Below are 17,412 nucleotides of genomic sequence, written 5' to 3'. Positions count from 1 at the left end.
CTCCCGTTCAACCACCCGCGGCTGATCCGTTTGCGCGGATCTTCGCCGGGTAGCCGGGTGCGACGCGGTTGTCCGCCGGCGAATGCGCCGGGCCGCGGCGAGGTGAAGGAGACCGAGATGACCACGTCGGCGGAACCCGTCCGCCCGGGCCCCTTGGCCGCCCGGCCCGTCGTCCTCCGGCCCGCCCCGCGGCTGCTGCGGCTCCCGGGCGTCTACCGCCCCCAGGAGGACACCGCTTTGCTCGCCGCGGCGATCGACGACCTGGCGATCCCGCCCGGCGCGCGGGCCCTCGACCTCTGCACGGGCACCGGCGCCCAGGCGCTCACCCTCGCCCGCCGCGGCGCGGAAACCGTGCTGGCGCTGGACCTTTCCCGCCGCGCGCTCGCGTCGGTCCGCCTCAACGCCCTCACCCGGGGCTTGCGGATCCGGCCCCGCCGCGGCGACCTCACGACCGCGCTGGGGGAGGGGCCGTTCGACGTCGTCGTCGCGAACCCGCCGTACGTGCCGTCCCCGGCCGCGACGGTCCGCGCCACCCGCGGCTGGGACGCGGGCCCGGACGGCCGCGCCGTCCTCGACCCGCTCTGCGCCCAGGCACGCACGCTCCTGCGGCCCGGCGGCGCGCTGCTGATCGTCCACTCCACACTGTCCGATGTAGACAAATCGCTGCGGATGCTCACCGCGCGGGGACTTCGGGCCGAGGTGGACCGGACCGCGCGCATCCCGTTCGGTCCGGTCCTTTCCGGACGGACGGAGTTCCTGGAGGCCGCCGGCCTGATCGAGCCGGGGCAGCGGATGGAGGAGCTGGTGGTGCTGCGTGCCGTCCGCTGACCGTCCCCGTCGCGTCACCGTCGTCCCGGGTGGACCGGTCCTCGTCGAAGGACCGGTCGAGCTGTGCACGCCGGACGGCGAGGTCGTCACGTCCGACCGGTTCGTCGTCGCGGTGTGCGCGTGCCGCCGGAGCAAGCGGTTCCCCTTCTGCGACACGAGCCACCGCAAACGCGTCCGGACTCAGTCTTCCGGCGGTTGACGCAGCGACGACCGCCCGGCGCGCCAGCTCTCCAGCAGCCGGGCGCCGAAGCGGCCCTCCAGGAACTCCGTAGCCTGGATCCCGAACACGACGTCGGCGGCCAGCCCGGGCTCCCGCTCGAGCAGGTCGCCGAGCACGTCATGGCGCATCACCTGTTCGTGGACCGCGTCCGCCTCGATGTGCTCGGTGTAGAAGAACCGGCACGCCTCGGGCGCGTCCAGCCGCCGCAGCGCCTGGTCCAGCCGCGTCGCGGACGGCGCCGTCGTGATCTCCGCCGCCGCGAAGTGGCCGCACAGCGCGCCCCGCAGCGATCGGTGCAGGCCGAACATCGACATCATGTTGACCACCGCGAGCATCGTGCCCGGCACCCGGTCGATCAGCTCGAGGTAGCCGTCCGGCAGGCCCGCCGCGCGCAGCAGGTCCGCGTAGAGGCGGGAGTGCGCGAGCTCCGCGCGGCCGCCGCCGAACTCGTCGAACTCCACCGCCACCAGCGCCGCCTTGGCCCGGCCGCGCAGCCGCGGGATCACCCACGCGTGCGGGTCGGCTTCCTTGTGGTGGTAGATCGAGCGGTGCGTGAAGTACTCGCGCACCTGGTCCCAGTCGCCGTGGTCGCGCAGGAAGTGCGACACCCCTTCGGCGTCGATCGGCTCGACCAGCAGCGCGTCGAGCTCGGCGGTGACGTCGTCGCCGCCCGGCACGTTTTCCCGCAGCGCGGCCAGGAACCGCGCCTCCAGCGCCCCGCGCAGCCGGAGCAGCTCCGGGTCCCATTCCCAGTCGGCCGAGACGCCCGGCAGGCCCTGGTAGTGCAGCTCGTAGCAGAGGTGCAGGGCGAGCTGGAGGTCGTCGCCGAGCGGGTCGGCGTCCGCCAGGCCGTCGAAGCTCAGGTCCGCGCGCGGCTGTTCGCGGAGCAGCGTGTGCAGCACGGTCTCCGAAAGCGGACCGCGGGACGCCGGCAAAGCGGCCGCGGCGGTGAAGGTCGTCATGGCCGGGGTTTACCCGGTCAGCCGCGTTCCATGCCCGACCGGCACGGTCCGCGCGGTGAGCCACCGCACCGCCTCCGCCGTCCCGCGCCCGGCGACCGCGCGCTGCTGCACCGATCCGGTCCCGTCGGCACGCAGGGCCGCGACGAGCGCCTGGACCTCGGCCAGGTCCCCGCTGTCCTCGAGCGCCGTCCGGACGTGGTCCAGCAGCGCCTCGACCCGCGACCACGCCGGGCGGCGCGTCTCTTCGAGCGGATCGACCAGCGGGCCGGTCAGCCCGTGGCGCGCGGCGGCCCACACCGCCGCCGCGGCGACCTGCGGGGAGAGCGGCGCGGCTTCGCGTCCGGCGGCGAGGTCGGCCAGCGCCCGCCGCACCAGCGCCCGGCTCAGCAGGGCCTGCAGCACGGCGTGGTCGACGGTCAGCGCGGTGTCGGCGACGCGGAACTCCACGGTCGGGAACCGGCCGGAGACCCGCGCCAGCCAGAACGTCTGGTCCGGGTCAACCAGCGCGCCGCAGCCGACGAGCGTGTCGACGGTCCGCCGGTACTCGGTGTGGTCCCGCAGGTGCGGTGCGACGCCGGAGCCGGGGAAGCGGGACTGCAGGACCATCCGCCAGCTGTGATAGCCGGTGTCGCGCCCGTGGTCGAACGGCGCGTTGGCCGACAGCGCGAGCAGCGTGGGCAGCCAGCGGCCGAGGTGGTTGACGACCGCGACCGCGGTGTCGGGATCGGCGACCCCGACGTGGACGTGGCAGCCGCAGGCTTCGTAGTCGGCGACCAGCGCGCCGTAGGCGGCGTCGATGTCGGCGTAGCGGCCGGTGGCCGCGGGCGGCGGGGTGGCCGGCCCGGGCCCGACCGGCGTCCCGGTGGCCAGCAGGGCGCAGTCTTCGGCCGCGGCCGCGCCGGCCAGCACGCGCCGGGCGGCGGTCAGCTGGTCACGCAGCTCGACGGCGGTGGTGCAGACGCCGCTGGCGGCCTCGATCTGCGTGAGCCGCAGCTCGCGGTGCACCCGGACGCCGTCCGGCAGCGGGCCGTGGTGGCGGTACCGCGCCAGGACCGGCTCCGCGCACGCCGAAGCGTGCCCGGTGCGGGGGTTGACGAGGAGGAACTCCTCTTCGACGCCCATCGTGGGCGGGCCGTCGGACATGGGCGGGCTCCTTCCGCGCGGGCGCTCGGCGGCGGATACCCGCTCGGCGGCCGGAAATGCGCCTGTGCCCGGCCTTTGTTTGGCCGTCGACGCGCGAGGGGTACTTCTGACCCATGACAACTCACGAGCGCCCGCGCGTGGCCGGAGCCGATCCGCCGCTGACGCACCGGCTGCCGTCGCCCCGCGCCCCGGCCGACGGCGACCTCCGGAGCAGGCTCCGGTGGAAGTCGCCCGACGCGATCGTCGTGCAGGTCGGTGGCGAGATCGACCTGTGCACCGCCGGGACGCTCGAAGCGACGCTGGCCGAGCACGTCCGCGCCTGCCCCGGCGTCCTCAGGGTCGACCTGGGCGAGGTCCGGTTCTTCGGCGCCGCGGGCCTGCGGGTCCTGGTGCGCGCCCATCGGCACGCCGAAGCCGCCGGCGTCCACCTCGTCGTCGACCCCGGCCGCTCCCGCGCCGCCGTCCGCGCTCTCGAACTGCTCGACGAACTCGAACCGCTCCTGCGCTAGCCGCTGCCGGTCAGCAGGTCGACTACGTCTTCCGCCCGGTTCTTTTCCGCGAAGGCGCGCCGCTGCCGGTCCGCGCCGCCACCCTCGGCCGCCAAGCGGGCCGTTGCCTCCCGCGCGAAGTCCAAGTCTCCCGCCGCCTCCAAAGCAGGTGCGGTCAGCGCGATCAGGTCGTCCAGCACCGCCTTGGCCGGTTCCAGGTCCCCGGTCCCGGGATGCGGGCAGCAGCCGGTCACGCCTTCCTTCGACGCCCGCCAGAGCCGGCCGCGCAGCACCTCGTTCGACAGTTCCGGCGCCGGCCCGTCCTCGGCCAGCGCGGTCGCGACGAGCCCGCGGGCCAGCACTCCCAGCAGGACCGCTTCCGTCGGCGTCGCGGCGACGTCGGAGATGCGGAACTCCAGCGTCGGCTGCTTCTCCGACAGCCGGACGTCCCAGTAGATCATCCCGCGGTCGAGGATCGCGCCGGAGCGCAGCCAGCCGTCGACGATGCTCTCGTACTCGTCGAGGGACGCGAACCGCGGCGGCGGCCCGGCCGAGGGCCACCGGCTCCACTGGTGGTAGCGCCAGCTGGCGTAGCCGGTGTCAAAGCCGTCGGCGATCGCCGAATTCGCGGTGATCGTCAGCAGTGCGGGCAGCCACGGCCGGACGTGGTTGAGCACGTCGATCCCGCGCGCCTGGTCGGGAATCGCGACGTGCACGTGGCAGCCGCAGGTCAGCGAAGTCCGCGCGGTGGCGCCGAAGTGCTCGGCCATCCGCTGGTAGCGCGGGTTCGGCGTAATCCGCGGCGGCTCCGCTTCGGACAGTGGGGGCGCGCCGGCGGGCAGCAGCCGGTAGCCGCGGGCCCGGGCCGCCTTGGCCAGGTCTTCGCGCAGCCCGCCCAGCTGGCGCAGTGCTTCGGCGTGCGTGCTGCAGACGCCGGTCGCGGCCTCGGCCTGCGACAGGTTCAGCTCGTGTTGCAGCTCGCCTTGGACGTCCTCGGCGGCTTCCGCGGCGTCGACGACGTCGTCGCCGGCCTGGGAAAGGTGACCACGCCGGTCGACGACGAAGAACTCCTCTTCGATGCCGAAGGTCAGCACGTCCGGTTTCACCGATGATCTCCTGCTGGTCGGGGAGCCGGTGGGATACCCGGGCGGGGTGCCGCGCAAACGGCGTTTTCGCGGGCCGCGAGCGGGTAACCGGACGGTCATGAACGCCTCCACACCGTCGCTGCTGGCCGCCGACGCCGGGGCCACCGTGCGCCGGCTGGCCCGCTGCGTCGGCGACGGCGAGCTCGACTCACCCGCCGAGATGTACCGCGTGCTGGGCGCCCTGCGGCTGCTCGCGGACGACCTGACCCACCTGCTGCCCGCCCTGCAGGGCCGGCTGGAGGAAGGCCTGCTGTCGGGCCGGGTGACCGCCGGCCACGGCGGCGGCGACGCCGTCGCGGCGACGTGGGACGCGGTGGGGGACGTCGGCCGGGCACTGACCCACGCCCGGACCGTGGCCCTGCTGATGACGAAGGAACTGGAGAACGCCCAGGTCACCCTGCGGGACCTGGCCGCACCGTGAGGACACCGATGTCGACCGACGCGATCGTGCTGCTCAAGAACGACCACAAGACCGTGGAGAAGCTGTTCAAGGAGTTCGAGAAGGCGGGTGACGAGGCGTACGGCGAGAAACGCCGGATCGCCGACTCGATCATCGAAGAGCTGACCGTCCACGCGTACATCGAGGAGGAGATCTTCTACCCGGCCGCGCGCGAAGCCGTGCCGGAGACGAAGGACCACGTCCTGGAAAGCGTGGAGGAGCACCACGTCGTCGTGTGGATGCTGTCCGAGCTGCTCGGCATGGACCCGAAGGACGAGACCTTCGACGCGAAGGTGACGGTGCTGACGGAAAACGTCCGCCACCACGTCGAAGAGGAAGAAGACGAGTGGTTCCCGGAGGTCCGTTCGGCGATGGGCCGCAAGCAGCTGCAGGAACTGGGGCAGCGGATGATCGACGCCCGCGGCGACGCACCCAAGAACCCCTTGGAACTCAAGAGCGCCAAGGCCTGAGGTGACCGGCGAAGGCGGCACTTCCCCGGGAAAGTGCCGCCTTCGCCGTCACTGCTGGGCGACCACCCGGACCGACTTCAGATCGGAGTCGGCCGGGTCGGGCAGCTCCATGCCCGCTTTCAGCCCGCTGCGCAGGTAGTCCAGGATCGGCCGGGTGATCACCTCGCCCGGCAGCACCCCGGGCGCACCCGGCGGGTACGGCGTGATCATCTCCGCCGCGATCCGGCCCGCGGCCTCGCCCACCGGTACCTGCTCGGTGCGGCCGAAGAACGCGTCGCGCGGCAGCATCGCCGTCTCGAGCTCGAACTCGTGGGGCGGCGGGATCTCGACCTTCGGCGGCTTCTCGAACGAAGGCGCCGCCTCGAGCAGCGCGCCCAGCGCGTCGATCAGCGTGCCCGCCGTCGCGTCGTCGTCGGAATGGGTGAACTGGGCCACGATCCGGCGGTGGTCGGACAGGCCGACGGTGACGCGCTGTTGCTCGCGCAGCCAGTCGGCGGCCTGGTAGCCGCTGATGCGCAGCGGGTCCAGGTCGAGCACGACCTTGAGCGGGTCGACGGAGTCCGCGAGGTCCGGGCCGAGGAACTCGTCGTGCAGCACGGTGAACCCCAGCTCGCCCAGCCGGCCGCGCACCGAGGTCACCAGCTGCAGCGCCCCGTCGAGCAGCTGCTTGCCCTGCTCGGCCATCTGCCGCCGCCACCCGTCGAGGGCCGCGTACACCAGGGAACTGGGGCTGGTCGTGCCGAGCAGGTCTTCGCGCGCCTTCAGCACGTCCGGGTCGACGCGGTCGCCCTGCAGGTGGAACACCGAGCTCTGCTCGACCGCGGCACCCATCTTGTGCACGCTCGTGACGCACACGTCGGCGCCCGCGTCCATGCCCCACGGCGGCAGGCCGTCGTGGAAGGGCAGGTGCGCGCCCCACGCCTCGTCCACGATCAGGGGAATCCCGTGTTCGTGGCACCACTCGGCGACGGCGCGGATGTCGCCGCACGTGCCGTAGTCGGTGGGGGTCACCATCAGGGCGCCCTTGACCTCGGGGTCGCGCTCGTACGCTTCGGCGAACTCCCGGACGCCCGGCGGGTGGGTCATCCGCTGCTCGGCGTCCCAGTGCGGCCGCACCCACACGGGGTGCACGCCGCTGACGATCAGGCCGGAGATGACCGACTTGTGGACGTGCCGCGGCACCAGCAGCTTCTCGTGCGGGCCGGCGACCGCGAGCATCGCGCTCTTCACCGACAACGAGCTGCCGCAGGTGGAGAAGAACGTGTGCTCGGCGCCGACCGCGTCGGCCATCAGCTGCTGGGCTTCGGCCAGGACGCCTTGGCGCATCAGCCGGTCGTCGAGGCCGTTGAGCGCGATGACGTCGGACGTGAACACGTCGGCGCCGACGACCTCGAGCACCCGCGGGTCGATGCCCCGGCCCTGCTTGTGGCCGGGCGCGTTGAACGGGACGTACCCGGTGCGGTGGTAGTCGCGCAGGGCTTCGAGCACCGGTGCCTTGCTGTGGTCCATTCCGCGCGGGTAGCCGGAAGCCGGCCGGGTGAAACACCCCCGTGGTGTGACCGTTCGTGGTAGGGGTATCCCGGTGGGCATGGAATGGCACGAAGAGCTGCACGAGCGGGCCGACGAGCGGGTCGGCGCGCTGGCGGACCGGCTGTGGGCGGTCGCGACCGCGCTGCACGAGCGGCCGGAACTGTCCTATGAGGAGCACGCGGCCGCCGAGCGGCTGACCGGGGAGCTGGCCGCGGACGGGTTCGAGGTGGAGACCGGCGTCGCCGGCCTGCCCACGGCGTTCGCCGCCCGGGCGGGGAGCGGGCGGCCGTGCGTGGCGCTGCTGATGGAGTACGACGCGCTGCCGGGGCTGGGGCACGCGTGCGGGCACAACCTGATCGCCGCGGCCGGGCTCGGTGCCGCGCTGGCGGCGCGCGAGGTGCTGGCGGACGGCCCGGGATCGCTGCTCGCCGTGGGCTGCCCGGCCGAGGAACGCGGCGGCGGCAAGGTGGCGCTGGCCGAGGCGGGCGTCTTCGACGACGTCGATGCGGCCCTGATGGTCCACCCGGGCGTGCACTCGTGGTCGTGGGCGCCGCTGACCGCGCAGGTCGAGCTCAAGGTGACCTTCCACGGCCGCGCGGCGCACCCGACCGGCGACCCGGAGGCGGGCATCGACGCCCTGGCCGCGCTGATCCAGGCGTTCGGCGCGGTCTCGGCCCTGCGCCAGCGGCTCCCGGCCGGTTCGCACGTCCAGGGCATCATCACCCACGGCGGCGACGCCACGAACATCGTCCCCGACCGCGCCGAAGGCCGCTTCGGTCTCCGCGCGCTGACGACCGACGCGCTGGACCGCCTGGCCGAGGACGTCGCGACGTGCGCGCAGGGCGCGGCACTGGCGACGGGCGCGAAGGTCGACGTCGAACGCCTCGGGCGCGGTTACGCGCACTTCCGCGACAACCCGGTGCTGTCGGAGCGGTTCACCGAGCACCTGGCGGCGTGCGGGATCCACGCGACCCCGCCGGCGCCGGGGGTGTTCCTGGGGTCGTCGGACATCGGCGACGTGAGCGTCCGGGTCCCGGCGATCCACCCGTTCGTGGCGATCACGGCGGAGGAGTACTCCGACCACACGGCGGAGTTCGCGGCGGCGGCGGCGAGCCCGCGCGGCCGGTCGGCGATGCTGGCCTCGGCGGCGGCGCTGGCCCGGACGGCGATCGACCTGCGCACGCACCCGGCGCTGGTCAGCCGGGCGTGGGACTGCTTCCGGGACCTGGAGCGGAACGGCCGTTGACCGGCCGGCGGCGCAGGAGCCGCTCGACGTGGTTCATCGCCTCCACGCCCTCCGGGATCGCCTGCATCAGCCAGTTGTGGAACATCCCGCTGTACTCGCGGTAGTCCACTTCGGTCCCGGCCTCGCGCGCCCGGGCCCGGAACCGGCGGCAGTCCGGCAGCAGGACGTCCCGCGTCCCGATGAACAGCGTGATCGGCGCCAGCCCGGTGGGGTCGGCGTGGATCGGGCTGACCAGCGGGTCGCGCGGATCCGTGCCTTCGGCGTACATCCGGCCCGCTTCGCGCAGCCCGGCGATGCCGAGCATGGGGTCGGTTTCGTCGAGCAGCTCCGAGACCGGGTCCTCGAGCAGGACGTCCAGCCACGGCGAGTACAGGATCAGCCGCTCGGGCTGCGGCCGGCCGCCGGCACGCAGGTTCTGCGCGATCGCCAGCAGCGCTTCGCCGCCCGCGGAGTCGCCGGAGACCACGACGCGCCCGGCCTCGATCCCGTCGTAGGCCGCCTGGACCATCGGGATCGTCGCCGTGTGGTCGTGGTGCGGCACCAGCGGGTACACCGGCAGCGTCACCGCGCAGCCGAGCCGCGCGACCAGGTCGGCGGCGACTTCCAGTGGTGCTTCTCGACCTGTTCGACGTACCCGCCGCCGTGCAGGTGCAGGACGTGCAGGTCGCTCGCCGCACCATCGCGCGGCCGGAACGTGTAGCAGGGAAAGCCGTCGACCTCGTGCTGCTCGACCTCGCAGCGCCGCCGGATCTTGCGCGGAGGCCGGGCCATCGACGGCTTCTGGTGCCGGGGGAGCAGGTGGTGCAGCGCCGAGGCGTTGTCGTAGAACCGTTTCTGGCCCGACGCCCGCAGCAACCCCATCCTGACCTTCGCCTGCACACTGACCACCACGTACTCCTTCCCGTCCGGGCCCGGGTACCCGAGCCCGGACGGCGCCCAACTAGGCGACGGAGGTGTAGTGCGACGCGTCACCTTCGAGCGACTCGCTCGGCCGCCCGTCGATGCCCACCGGGACGTCGCCGGCCACCGTGACGCGGTTGAGGCGCCGGGGGAGACCGTCGTAGTTGTCGATCGCGTAGTGCTGCGTGATCCGGTTGTCGAACAGCACCAGCTGGTTCGGCTCCCACGCGACGCGCACGACGTTCTCCGGCCGCGTCACGTAGGACTGCAGCAGCCGCAGGAGGTCCCGCGACTCGCTCACCGACAGGCCTTCGATCCGCTGTGCGAACCCGCCGATGAACAGGCCGCGTTCGCCGGTCACCGGGTGCACCCGCACAACCGGGTGCACCGTCCGGTACTTGCGCGAGACGAACTGGGCGCGGCGTGCCTGCTCCTTCTCGTCCACCGTCTCCGGCGGCTGGACGTAGTCGTAGTCGTTGGTGTGCACGGCCCGCAGCGTGTCGGCGAACGCCCGCAGCGGCTCGGGCAGGTCGCGGTAGGCCGCGGCCGCGTTCGCGATCAGCGTCTCCCCGCCGTAGGGCGGCACCACGAGGCTGCGCAGCGTGCTGGCCTTCGGCGGGTTGAGCACGAACGTGACGTCGGTGTGCCAGTGGTTGGCCCGGCCCAGCTCGCTGTCCACCGGCAGGATCGTCGGGGCGCCGTCGACGGCGGGCACGGTCGGGTGCGCCTTCGTCAGCTCGCCGAAGCGGGCGGCGAAGCGCTGCTGGCCCTCGTCGTCGAGCTCGGTGTTCCGGAACACCAGCGCCTTGTGCTCGTGCAGGGCGTCGGCCAGGAACGCCACCTGGGACGCGTCGAGGTCCCCGGCCGGGTCGAGGCCGATGATCTCGGCGCCGATGTTCCCGGTGATCTTGCGGACGTCGGTGCTGATCGCGGTCATACGGGCTCCTTCACTCGGTTGCGGTTGACGGGACGCGCGAGGCCGTAGTGCTCACGCAAAGTGGTGCCGGCGTACTCGGTGCGGAAAAGCCCGCGCCGCCGCAGCTCCGGGACGACGAGGTCGACGAAGTCGTCGAGCCCGCCGGGCAGGGTGGGCGGCATGACGTTGAAGCCGTCGGCGGCGCCGCCGGTGAACCAGGCCTCCAGCTCGTCGGCGACCTGGACCGGCGTCCCGGCGAAGACGCGGTGCCCGCGTCCGCCGGCCAGCCGTTCGAGGAGCTGCCGGATGGTCAGGTCTTCGCGCCGGGCCAGGCCGACGACGAGGTCGAAGCGGCTCTGCCCGCCTTCGGTGAAGCTGCCGACGTCCGGCAGCGGGCCGTCCAGCGGGTAGCCGGTGACGTCGTGGTCGAGCATCTTCGACAGCTGCCGCAGCCCGTAGTCCGGCGTGATCAGCGCGTTCAGCTCGGCCTCGCGTTCGCGGGCTTCGGCTTCGGTGCGGCCGAGGATGGGCGAGATGCCGGGCAGGATCTTGATCTCGTCCGGCGTCCGGCCGTACTTCGCGAGCCGGGCCTTGACGTCGTCGTAGAAGGCCTTGCCCTCGGCGAAGGTCTGCTGAGCCGTGAACACGGCTTCGGCGTGTTTCGCCGCGTACTCCTTGCCGGTTTCCGACGACCCGGCCTGCACGAGCAGTGGATGTCCCTGGACCGGCCGTTCGATGTTGAGCGGTCCCTGCACCTGGAAGTGCGGGCCGTCGTGCGCGATGGCCCGGATCCGGTCGGTGTCGGCGTAGACCCCGGTCTCGCGGTCGACGAGTGCGGCGTCGTCGTCCCAGCTGTCCCACAGCTTCTTGACGACCTCGACGAACTCCTCGGCCCGGTCGTACCGCGCGTCGTGCGACGGGCGCTTGGCCAGGTTGAAGTTGCGGGCCTCGTCGATGCCCGCCGAGGTGACGATGTTCCAGCCCGCCCGGCCGCCGGAGAGGTGGTCGAGCGAGGCGAACTTCCGGGCCAGGTGGTAGGGCTCGTTGTAGGTCGTGGACGCCGTCGCGATGAGTCCGATGTGGACCGTGTGTGCCGCGAGGGCCGACAGTAGCGTCAACGGCTCGAAGTGGCTGTGCGAGTTGTGCTTGACGTTGCCCCACAACGCGACCCCGTCGGCGAGGAAGAGCGAGTCGAGCTTGCCGCGTTCGGCCGTGCGGGCGATGTCGACGTAGTGCTGCAGCGTCCGCGCGCGGCGCGGGTCGGTCGACGGGTGCCGCCACGCGGCCTCGTGGTGGCCGTTCGGCATCACGAACGCGTTGAGGTGCATCATGCTTTCTCCTTGGGACGCCAGGTCGAGAACCGCCGTTCGAGGGCGACGAAGCCGGCGTTGACGAGCACGCCGAGCACCGAGACCGCGATGATCCCGGCGTACATCCGCTGGATCTGGAAGTTCACCTGGCTGGTGTTGATGAGGTAGCCGAGCCCGGCCTTCGCGCCGACCATCTCGGCCGCCACGAGCACCAGGATCGAGTAGGACGCCGCCATCCGGATGCCGGTGAAGACGGTCGGCACGGCCGAGGGCAGGATCACCTTCCGGAACAGCCGCGGGCCGGCCACCCCGAGCGAGCGGGCCGCCTTCACCAGCAGCGGGTCGACGGTGTTGACGCCGGCGATCGTGTTGAGCAGCACCGGCCACACGCAGGCGTAGACCACGAGCGTCACCTTGGACAGCTCGCCGATGCCCAGCAGCAGCGTGAACACCGGGAGCAGCGCGAGCGCGGCGGTGTTGCGGGCCAGTTCCAGCAGGGGCTGCAGGAACCGCGCGACCGGCCGGTACCAGCCGATCAGCAGCCCGAGCGGCACCGCGACGGCGACGGCCACCGCGAACCCGGCGGCCGACCGGCCGACGCTGGCCAGGAGGTGGTCGGCCAGTTCGCCGTCGAGCGCGAGGTCCCAGAGCGCCTGCAGGTCCTCGGACAGCGGCGGCAGGAACGTCCGGGTGCCCTCGTCGAGGACGAACCGGGGGACCAGCTCCCACAGCAGGACGAACAGGACGACCGCGGCGGACGCGTGCACCGCGCGGGCGAGCTTCTTCCGGAACCACCGCGGCTTCGGCGGCCGGGGATCGGGTCCGATGTGGACGGCCGGCTTCTCGAGGGTGGTGGTCATCCGGCCGCGCTCCGTTCGTGTTCGGCCGCCTTGCGGACCTCGTCGTGCAGCAGTTCCCAGAGCCGGTGCCGCTGCCGCCCGAACGTCGGGTCGGAGCGGACGTCACCCGAGCGGTCGCCGAGCTCGACGTCGACGACGGCCTTGAGGCGCCCGGGCCGGGACGTCAGCACGGCCACCCGTTGTCCCAGGTAGACGGCTTCGTCGATGCCGTGGGTGATGAAGACGATCGTCTTGCCGGTGCGGCGCCAGATCCGCAGCAGCTCGTCCTGCAGCTGCTCGCGGGTCTGGGCGTCCAGGGCGGCGAACGGCTCGTCCATCAGCAGCACGGCGGGGTCGTAGGCGAGGCTGCGCGCGATCGCGACCCGCTGCTTCATCCCGCCGGACAGCTCGTGCGGGTAGCGGTCTTCGAAGCCGGAAAGCCCGACCAGGGAAAGGTATTCGCGCGCCCGCTCGGCCCGCTCCCGCTTGCCGAGCGGGCCGCCTTCGAGGCCGAACTCGACGTTGGCGCGGGCGGTGCGCCACGGGAACAGCGCGTACTGCTGGAAGACGACCCCGCGGTCGAGCCCGGGGCCGCGCACCGGCTCGCCGTCGATGAGCACTTCACCGGACGTCGGGGTGGTGAGCCCGCCGAGCAGGTCGAGCAGCGTCGACTTGCCCGAGCCGCTCGGCCCGACCAGCGAGAGGAAGGTGCCGTCGGCGACGTCGAGGGAGACCTCGTCGAGCGCGGTGAGCGCGCCGAAAGTCTTGGTGACGGACCGGATGCTGATCACTTGGTCACCGCCGGGGCGCCGTCGCGGTAGGGGTTGAACTCGTTGGTGTAGAGCTTCGACGTGTCGATCTTGTCGCCCTTGATGTAGCCCTGCTGCTTCAGCCACGGCTCCCAGAGCGTGTAGTCCCGGTCGGCGATGAGGCCGCCGTGGGTGACGCCGACGCTCTTCCAGTACTTGAGCGTGTCGGTGTTTTCGTTGCGCCCGCGGGCCTGGATGATCTTCGTGAAGCGGGCGATCACCTGCTCGCGCGGGGTGGTGCGCTCCCACTCGATCGCCTTCGCGACGGCGAAGACGAAGATCTTCGTGGTCTCCGGGTACTTCCTGATGAAGTCGGTGCGCAGCACGTACGGGCCGCCGTTGTACGGGCCGAACGCCTGGACGTCGCTGAAGAGCGGCCGGATGCCGCCGACGGCGAGGGCGTGGTCCTGCAGGATCCCCTGCAGCGCGACGACGTCGAGCTGGCCGTTGCGCAGGGCCTGCTCGGCGTTCACCGGCGGGATGACGACCAGCTGGACCTGCTTGATCTCGTCGTCGGACAGCCCCTGCTTCTGCAGCCAGGTGTCCAGCGCGGCTTCGAGGTTGGCGCCCGCGGTGTTGACGCCGACCTTCTTGCCGATCAGATCGCGGGCGGTCCGGATCGGACTGTCCTCTTTGGTGTAGTAGCCGATGAACGCCTTGTCGTCGGAGCCGTAGTAGTTGACGACCGCCTTGACCGGCGCGCCCGCTTCGACGAGCTTGACGACCGCGCCGGTGAAGGCGCCGCCGAAGTCGGTCTGGTCGGTGGCGGCGGACTGGATGTCCTGCGGGCCGCTGATCGTGTTGCCGACCCACTTCAGCTTGACCGGACCGAAGTAGCCCAGGTCTTCGGCGAGTTCGGGCAGGGTCACGGCGTTCGCGCTGCCCTGGTAGCGCAGTTCCAGCTTCTCGGGTTGCCCGGGGGTCCCGGTCGCCGTCGCCGAAGCGCAGCCGGCCAGCAGCGCGGCGGCGAAGGCGAGCAGGGGCAAGGTTTTCTTCACGGTGGTTTCGTCCGTTCCGGGAGTCGGCGGGGTTGCCTCGATTGTTCGGGGCCGCCGGGCGGACGGTCAATTTTGCGAGTTCGTGAAATAACTCCGCTGGTTCACGAGGCGTGCGAGAGTCCGGTGAGGAGCGGACCGAGCGGGTCGTCGTAGAGGAGGTCGAGCAGGACCGCGCCACCGGCGGTGGCCAGCTCCGTACCCGGGAAGCTCGTCGGCACAACGGTTTCCGCCGGATCCGCGCACGTCCGCGAACGTTCGCCGACCTCGTCCCGGATGGCGGGAAGGCAGCCGGGCACCTGGGCTACACTCCGGTCGACCACGACGAGCACGGCCGGGTTGAGCACGTCGAGTAGCAATGCCGCCGCCTGCCCGATCAGCCGGGCGCGATCGTGGAACATCCGCACCGCCGCGGTTTCCCCGGCCGTCGCGAGCGCGAGCAGTTCCGGAAAGGGCATGCCCGCCTTGCGCGCGAGGGTCGCTTCCGAAACGGTGGCTTCGAGGCAGCCCGTGCGCCCGCACCGGCACGGCTCCGCGCTGTCGTCCACCGGCAGGTGCGCGACGGCCCCCGCGGCCGAGCGTGGTCCGTGGTGCACGGTGGCGCCGGTGGCGAACGCGGCGTCGACGACGTTGCCCGCGAAGAGCTGCACCACGCTGTCGCGTGCTTTCGGGTGACCGAAGAGGCGCTCGGCATGGACGAGGGCTCGCGCGTGGCCGTCGACCTCGACGGTCAGCCCGGTGCTCGCCGTGAGCAGGTCGCGCACCGGCACGTTCTTCCAGCGCAGCAGCGGGTGTTCGACGACGGTGCCGGATTCGCGGTCGACCCAGCCGCCCGTGGCGACGCCGAGCCCGAGCGGCTCGCGGTCCGGGGCGTGCCCGAGCAGCAGGTCGTCGAGGATCTCGGCGGCGCGGGCGAGCAGCTCTTCGGCGGCCAGTCCGTCGTGGGGTTCTTCGTGCTGCACCAGGACGTTCCCGCGCACGTCGAGCAGCGCGACGGTGGCGTGGTGCACGGCGAGGTGCAGCGCGCCGGCGACGTGCCGCCCGGTGTCGAGGTCGACGGGCACGTGCGGCCGCCCGACGCCCCGTTTTTCGGCCTCCGGGAGTTCCCGCAGCAGCCCTCGCCGCATCAGCTCGGCGGTGTGCCCGGTCACGGCGGCGGCCGACAGCCCGGTCCGCCGCGCGACGGTGCTGCGCGCGATCGGGCCGTCGTCGAGGATCGCCCGCAGGACGGCGCCGGCACCGGCACTCCGCCGGGCGCCGCGCGCGTCCGTCCTCTGTGGACTGCCGACCGGGGAGGCCATGGCCAGATCGTGGCAGACGGCGGCGCGGGAGCCCAGCGTGCCCAGGATGCGGGCTCTTGACGCATACCCATATGGGCATATGATGGCTCGCGTGGCACGAGCAGCGACGACCGCCGACACCTTCAACGCCGTCGCCGAACCCCGGCGGCGGCAGATCCTCGACGTCCTCATGGACGGCGAACGCTCGGTCGGCGACCTCGTCGACCTGCTCGGCCTCGCCCAGCCGCAGGTGTCCAAGCACCTGCGCGTGCTGCGCGAGGTGGGTGCCGTGGACGTGCGCGGCGACGGCCGGCAGCGGCTCTACCGGCTCAACGGGCCCGCGCTGAAACCCATCCACGACTGGGTCAAGCGCTACGAGCGGACGTGGGCCGAGCGGTTCGACCTGATGGACGAAGTCCTCGAAGAACTCAAGGAACAGGAGCAGTGACGTGGAGATCACCACCCCCGCCGACGACCGGATCCTCATCACGCGCGAATTCGACGCGCCGAAGCACCTCGTCTACCGCGTGTGGACCACGCCGGAGCTGGTGCGGCGCTGGTGGAGCGGGCACCGTGGGACCACCACCGAAGTCGAGCTGGACCTGCGGCCCGGCGGCCGCTGGCGGTACGTGCTGAAGACGAACGACGGCGCCGAGGTCGGCTTCCACGGCGAGTACCGCGAAGTCGTGCCGGACGAGCGGATCGTCTACACCGAGGTGTTCGAGCTGCCGGGCGTCGACCTCGACTCCGTGGACGGGCCGCTCAACACCGTCACCTTCACCGCCCTGGACGGGGACCGCACGCGGCTCGAACTGCTGACCGTGACCGGCAGCAAGGAACTGCGCGACACGATCCTGCAGTCCGGCATGGAGGTCGGCGTTCGGGAACAGATGGTGCTCATCCAGGAACTGGCGGACTCCCTGCGGTAGCCGCGCGCAGGAACCGTTCGCCCGTCTTGGCCAGCTCGGCGGCCAGGTCCGGCGCGTCGAGCACCTCGAAGTCGACGTCCAGGAGCCCGAGGTACAGGCCGAGCATCTGCGCGTTGTCGGAGCCCACTTCCGCGACGCAGCGGTCCGCGCCTTCGGGCGTCACGTCGACCGCGAGCGGCAGCCGGGCCCGGACGTAGGCCTCGGAAGCGTGCAGGCGCACCTTCGCGTGGAACCGCCACGTCGCCGCGCCGACGCTGCGCTGGACGAACTGCGCGACATCGCCCTCCGGCGGCTCGCGCGGGGTGAAGCGCGGCCCGTTCGGCACCTTCGGCGTCATCCGGTCGACGCGGAACGTGCGCCAGTCGTCCCGCGCGGTGTCCCACGCGACGAGGTACCACCGCCGGCCCCAGCTGACCAGCCGGTGCGGCTCGACGTCGCGGCGGCTCGCCGTCCGGGTATGGCTCGTGTAGTCGAACCGCAGCCGCTCGCCGGCCCGGATCGTCGCCGCGATCGCGCTCAGCACGTCGGCGTCGACGGCCGGGCCGCCGCCCGGCACCGCGACCGTCGCGGCCTGCAGCGCGTGGACCCGGTGCCGCAGCCGCGACGGCAGCACCTGCTCCAGCTTCGCCAGCGCGCGCACCGACGTCTCGGCGATCCCGGCGACCCCGGTGGCCGTCCGCAGCCCGACCGCGACGGCCACCGCTTCGTCGTCGTCCAGCAGCAGCGGCGGCAACTGCGCGCCCGCGCCGAGCCGGTAACCGCCCTGGACGCCGGGGGAGGCCTCGACCGGGTAGCCGAGGTCGCGCAGCTTCCCGACGTCGGTGCGGACGGTGCGCGCGGTGACGCCCAGCCGCTCGGCGAGGTCGGCGCCGGTCCAGTCGCGCCGCGTCTCGAGCAGCGACAGCAGCCGCAGCAGGCGGGCGGAGGTCTGCAACATTTCTCGAGGATCGCACGAATCGCGGA

General features: G+C 72.5%; 21 protein-coding genes. 8 read left to right on the top strand and 13 right to left on the bottom strand.

Translation table 11 applies throughout. The annotated features are described in order from the left end of the window. The first annotated feature begins 117 nt into the window (after window positions 1-117). Together ABFJ78_RS38800 and ABFJ78_RS38795 are read left to right on the top strand one after the other, a co-directional pair. Window positions 118-828: a methyltransferase gene (locus ABFJ78_RS38800; protein WP_436392434.1), complete on the top strand. Its 711-nt coding sequence runs from the start codon at window positions 118-120 to the stop codon at window positions 826-828. Then, window positions 815-1,027, top strand: coding sequence for a CDGSH iron-sulfur domain-containing protein (locus ABFJ78_RS38795; RefSeq protein ID WP_436392433.1), 213 nt, complete (start codon window positions 815-817; stop codon window positions 1,025-1,027). The genes ABFJ78_RS38800 and ABFJ78_RS38795 overlap by 14 nt, the downstream gene beginning before the upstream one ends. On the opposite strand, the gene ABFJ78_RS38790 is transcribed toward ABFJ78_RS38795, so the two are convergent. Further along, window positions 1,009-2,010, bottom strand: coding sequence for an iron-containing redox enzyme family protein (locus ABFJ78_RS38790; RefSeq protein ID WP_436392432.1), 1,002 nt, complete (start codon window positions 2,008-2,010; stop codon window positions 1,009-1,011). The two genes, ABFJ78_RS38795 and ABFJ78_RS38790, sit on opposite strands and share 19 nt — an antisense overlap. A 9-nt stretch (window positions 2,011-2,019) precedes the next feature. Beyond that, window positions 2,020-3,153: a carboxylate-amine ligase gene (locus ABFJ78_RS38785; RefSeq protein ID WP_436392431.1), complete on the bottom strand. Its 1,134-nt coding sequence runs from the start codon at window positions 3,151-3,153 to the stop codon at window positions 2,020-2,022. A gap of 113 nt (window positions 3,154-3,266) precedes the next feature. Between ABFJ78_RS38785 and ABFJ78_RS38780 the strand changes: the two genes are divergently transcribed. Then, window positions 3,267-3,662, top strand: coding sequence for an STAS domain-containing protein (locus tag ABFJ78_RS38780; RefSeq protein ID WP_436392430.1), 396 nt, complete (start codon window positions 3,267-3,269; stop codon window positions 3,660-3,662). Here the strand turns inward: ABFJ78_RS38780 and ABFJ78_RS38775 are convergent. Further along, window positions 3,659-4,747 carry a carboxylate-amine ligase gene (locus ABFJ78_RS38775; protein ID WP_436392429.1) on the bottom strand — a complete coding sequence of 363 codons (1,089 nt, stop codon included), beginning with the start codon at window positions 4,745-4,747 and terminating at the stop codon, window positions 3,659-3,661. The two genes, ABFJ78_RS38780 and ABFJ78_RS38775, sit on opposite strands and share 4 nt — an antisense overlap. A gap of 97 nt (window positions 4,748-4,844) precedes the next feature. On the opposite strand from ABFJ78_RS38775, the gene ABFJ78_RS38770 reads away from it, so the two are divergent. Together ABFJ78_RS38770 and ABFJ78_RS38765 are read left to right on the top strand one after the other, a co-directional pair. Continuing rightward, window positions 4,845-5,207, top strand: a complete 363-nt coding sequence (locus tag ABFJ78_RS38770) for a hypothetical protein (RefSeq protein WP_436392428.1) — start codon at window positions 4,845-4,847, stop codon at window positions 5,205-5,207. An 8-nt stretch (window positions 5,208-5,215) separates the two neighbouring features. Next, on the top strand, window positions 5,216-5,695 hold the full coding sequence (locus ABFJ78_RS38765) for a hemerythrin domain-containing protein (RefSeq protein ID WP_436392427.1): 480 nt from the start codon (window positions 5,216-5,218) through the stop codon (window positions 5,693-5,695). Window positions 5,696-5,743: 48 nt separating this feature from the next. On the opposite strand, the gene ABFJ78_RS38760 is transcribed toward ABFJ78_RS38765, so the two are convergent. Further along, window positions 5,744-7,204, bottom strand: a complete 1,461-nt coding sequence (locus tag ABFJ78_RS38760; protein ID WP_436392425.1) for an aminotransferase class I/II-fold pyridoxal phosphate-dependent enzyme — start codon at window positions 7,202-7,204, stop codon at window positions 5,744-5,746. A 79-nt stretch (window positions 7,205-7,283) separates the two neighbouring features. Between ABFJ78_RS38760 and ABFJ78_RS38755 the strand changes: the two genes are divergently transcribed. Beyond that, window positions 7,284-8,471 (top strand): amidohydrolase, encoded by a 1,188-nt coding sequence (locus tag ABFJ78_RS38755; RefSeq protein WP_436392424.1) that lies wholly within the window; start codon window positions 7,284-7,286, stop codon window positions 8,469-8,471. On the opposite strand, the gene ABFJ78_RS38750 is transcribed toward ABFJ78_RS38755, so the two are convergent. The 8 genes from ABFJ78_RS38750 to ABFJ78_RS38715 all read right to left on the bottom strand — a co-directional run bounded on the left by ABFJ78_RS38750 (window position 8,422) and on the right by ABFJ78_RS38715 (window position 15,541). Then, entirely contained in the window at window positions 8,422-9,036 is a 615-nt protein-coding gene (locus tag ABFJ78_RS38750) for an alpha/beta hydrolase fold domain-containing protein (protein WP_436392423.1), read from the bottom strand. The genes ABFJ78_RS38755 and ABFJ78_RS38750 overlap by 50 nt on opposite strands. Then, window positions 9,033-9,359, bottom strand: coding sequence for a hypothetical protein (locus tag ABFJ78_RS38745; protein WP_436392422.1), 327 nt, complete (start codon window positions 9,357-9,359; stop codon window positions 9,033-9,035). The genes ABFJ78_RS38750 and ABFJ78_RS38745 overlap by 4 nt, the downstream gene beginning before the upstream one ends. Before the next feature lie 52 nt (window positions 9,360-9,411). Next, window positions 9,412-10,308, bottom strand: a complete 897-nt coding sequence (locus ABFJ78_RS38740; protein WP_436392420.1) for a TauD/TfdA dioxygenase family protein — start codon at window positions 10,306-10,308, stop codon at window positions 9,412-9,414. Then, window positions 10,305-11,618: an LLM class flavin-dependent oxidoreductase gene (locus ABFJ78_RS38735; RefSeq protein WP_436392419.1), complete on the bottom strand. Its 1,314-nt coding sequence runs from the start codon at window positions 11,616-11,618 to the stop codon at window positions 10,305-10,307. The genes ABFJ78_RS38740 and ABFJ78_RS38735 overlap by 4 nt, the downstream gene beginning before the upstream one ends. Beyond that, window positions 11,615-12,457 (bottom strand): ABC transporter permease, encoded by an 843-nt coding sequence (locus tag ABFJ78_RS38730; protein ID WP_436392418.1) that lies wholly within the window; start codon window positions 12,455-12,457, stop codon window positions 11,615-11,617. The genes ABFJ78_RS38735 and ABFJ78_RS38730 overlap by 4 nt, the downstream gene beginning before the upstream one ends. Continuing rightward, window positions 12,454-13,227 (bottom strand): ABC transporter ATP-binding protein, encoded by a 774-nt coding sequence (locus tag ABFJ78_RS38725; protein ID WP_436392417.1) that lies wholly within the window; start codon window positions 13,225-13,227, stop codon window positions 12,454-12,456. Before ABFJ78_RS38725 ends, ABFJ78_RS38730 begins: the two co-directional genes overlap by 4 nt. Continuing rightward, the gene (locus tag ABFJ78_RS38720; protein WP_436392416.1) at window positions 13,224-14,243 is read right to left on the bottom strand and encodes an ABC transporter substrate-binding protein; all 1,020 of its coding nucleotides are present in this window, start codon (window positions 14,241-14,243) and stop codon (window positions 13,224-13,226) included. The genes ABFJ78_RS38725 and ABFJ78_RS38720 overlap by 4 nt, the downstream gene beginning before the upstream one ends. Window positions 14,244-14,344: 101 nt before the next feature. Beyond that, a complete protein-coding gene (locus tag ABFJ78_RS38715) occupies window positions 14,345-15,541 on the bottom strand; it encodes an ROK family protein (protein ID WP_436392415.1) in 1,197 nt (398 codons plus the stop codon). Between the two features lie 91 nt (window positions 15,542-15,632). On the opposite strand from ABFJ78_RS38715, the gene ABFJ78_RS38710 reads away from it, so the two are divergent. Both ABFJ78_RS38710 and ABFJ78_RS38705 read left to right on the top strand, forming a co-directional pair. Then, entirely contained in the window at window positions 15,633-15,968 is a 336-nt protein-coding gene (locus ABFJ78_RS38710; RefSeq protein ID WP_436392414.1) for an ArsR/SmtB family transcription factor, read from the top strand. Window position 15,969: 1 nt separating this feature from the next. Further along, window positions 15,970-16,449: an SRPBCC family protein gene (locus ABFJ78_RS38705; protein WP_436392413.1), complete on the top strand. Its 480-nt coding sequence runs from the start codon at window positions 15,970-15,972 to the stop codon at window positions 16,447-16,449. Here ABFJ78_RS38705 and ABFJ78_RS38700 read toward each other — a convergent pair. Continuing rightward, the gene (locus ABFJ78_RS38700; protein ID WP_436392412.1) at window positions 16,418-17,386 is read right to left on the bottom strand and encodes a helix-turn-helix transcriptional regulator; all 969 of its coding nucleotides are present in this window, start codon (window positions 17,384-17,386) and stop codon (window positions 16,418-16,420) included. The two genes, ABFJ78_RS38705 and ABFJ78_RS38700, sit on opposite strands and share 32 nt — an antisense overlap. Window positions 17,387-17,412: the final 26 nt, after the last annotated feature.

The sequence above is a fragment of the Amycolatopsis sp. MEPSY49 genome (genome assembly GCF_051337345.1).
Taxonomy (GTDB): domain Bacteria; phylum Actinomycetota; class Actinomycetes; order Mycobacteriales; family Pseudonocardiaceae; genus Amycolatopsis.
This window is presented reverse-complemented; position numbering and strand designations above follow the sequence as displayed.

What these genes read in the sequence shown, in the direction of transcription:
- ABFJ78_RS38800 (WP_436392434.1), top strand. Translation starts at nt 118, where the DNA reads ATGACCACGTCGGCGGAACCCGTCCGCCCGGGCCCCTTGGCCGCCCGG.
- ABFJ78_RS38790 (WP_436392432.1), bottom strand. Translation starts at nt 2,010, where the DNA reads ATGACGACCTTCACCGCCGCGGCCGCTTTGCCGGCGTCCCGCGGTCCG.
- ABFJ78_RS38785 (WP_436392431.1), bottom strand. Translation starts at nt 3,153, where the DNA reads ATGTCCGACGGCCCGCCCACGATGGGCGTCGAAGAGGAGTTCCTCCTC.
- ABFJ78_RS38780 (WP_436392430.1), top strand. Translation starts at nt 3,267, where the DNA reads ATGACAACTCACGAGCGCCCGCGCGTGGCCGGAGCCGATCCGCCGCTG.
- ABFJ78_RS38770 (WP_436392428.1), top strand. Translation starts at nt 4,845, where the DNA reads ATGAACGCCTCCACACCGTCGCTGCTGGCCGCCGACGCCGGGGCCACC.
- ABFJ78_RS38765 (WP_436392427.1), top strand. Translation starts at nt 5,216, where the DNA reads ATGTCGACCGACGCGATCGTGCTGCTCAAGAACGACCACAAGACCGTG.
- ABFJ78_RS38760 (WP_436392425.1), bottom strand. Translation starts at nt 7,204, where the DNA reads ATGGACCACAGCAAGGCACCGGTGCTCGAAGCCCTGCGCGACTACCAC.
- ABFJ78_RS38755 (WP_436392424.1), top strand. Translation starts at nt 7,284, where the DNA reads ATGGAATGGCACGAAGAGCTGCACGAGCGGGCCGACGAGCGGGTCGGC.
- ABFJ78_RS38740 (WP_436392420.1), bottom strand. Translation starts at nt 10,308, where the DNA reads ATGACCGCGATCAGCACCGACGTCCGCAAGATCACCGGGAACATCGGC.
- ABFJ78_RS38735 (WP_436392419.1), bottom strand. Translation starts at nt 11,618, where the DNA reads ATGATGCACCTCAACGCGTTCGTGATGCCGAACGGCCACCACGAGGCC.
- ABFJ78_RS38730 (WP_436392418.1), bottom strand. Translation starts at nt 12,457, where the DNA reads ATGACCACCACCCTCGAGAAGCCGGCCGTCCACATCGGACCCGATCCC.
- ABFJ78_RS38715 (WP_436392415.1), bottom strand. Translation starts at nt 15,541, where the DNA reads ATGGCCTCCCCGGTCGGCAGTCCACAGAGGACGGACGCGCGCGGCGCC.
- ABFJ78_RS38700 (WP_436392412.1), bottom strand. Translation starts at nt 17,386, where the DNA reads ATGTTGCAGACCTCCGCCCGCCTGCTGCGGCTGCTGTCGCTGCTCGAG.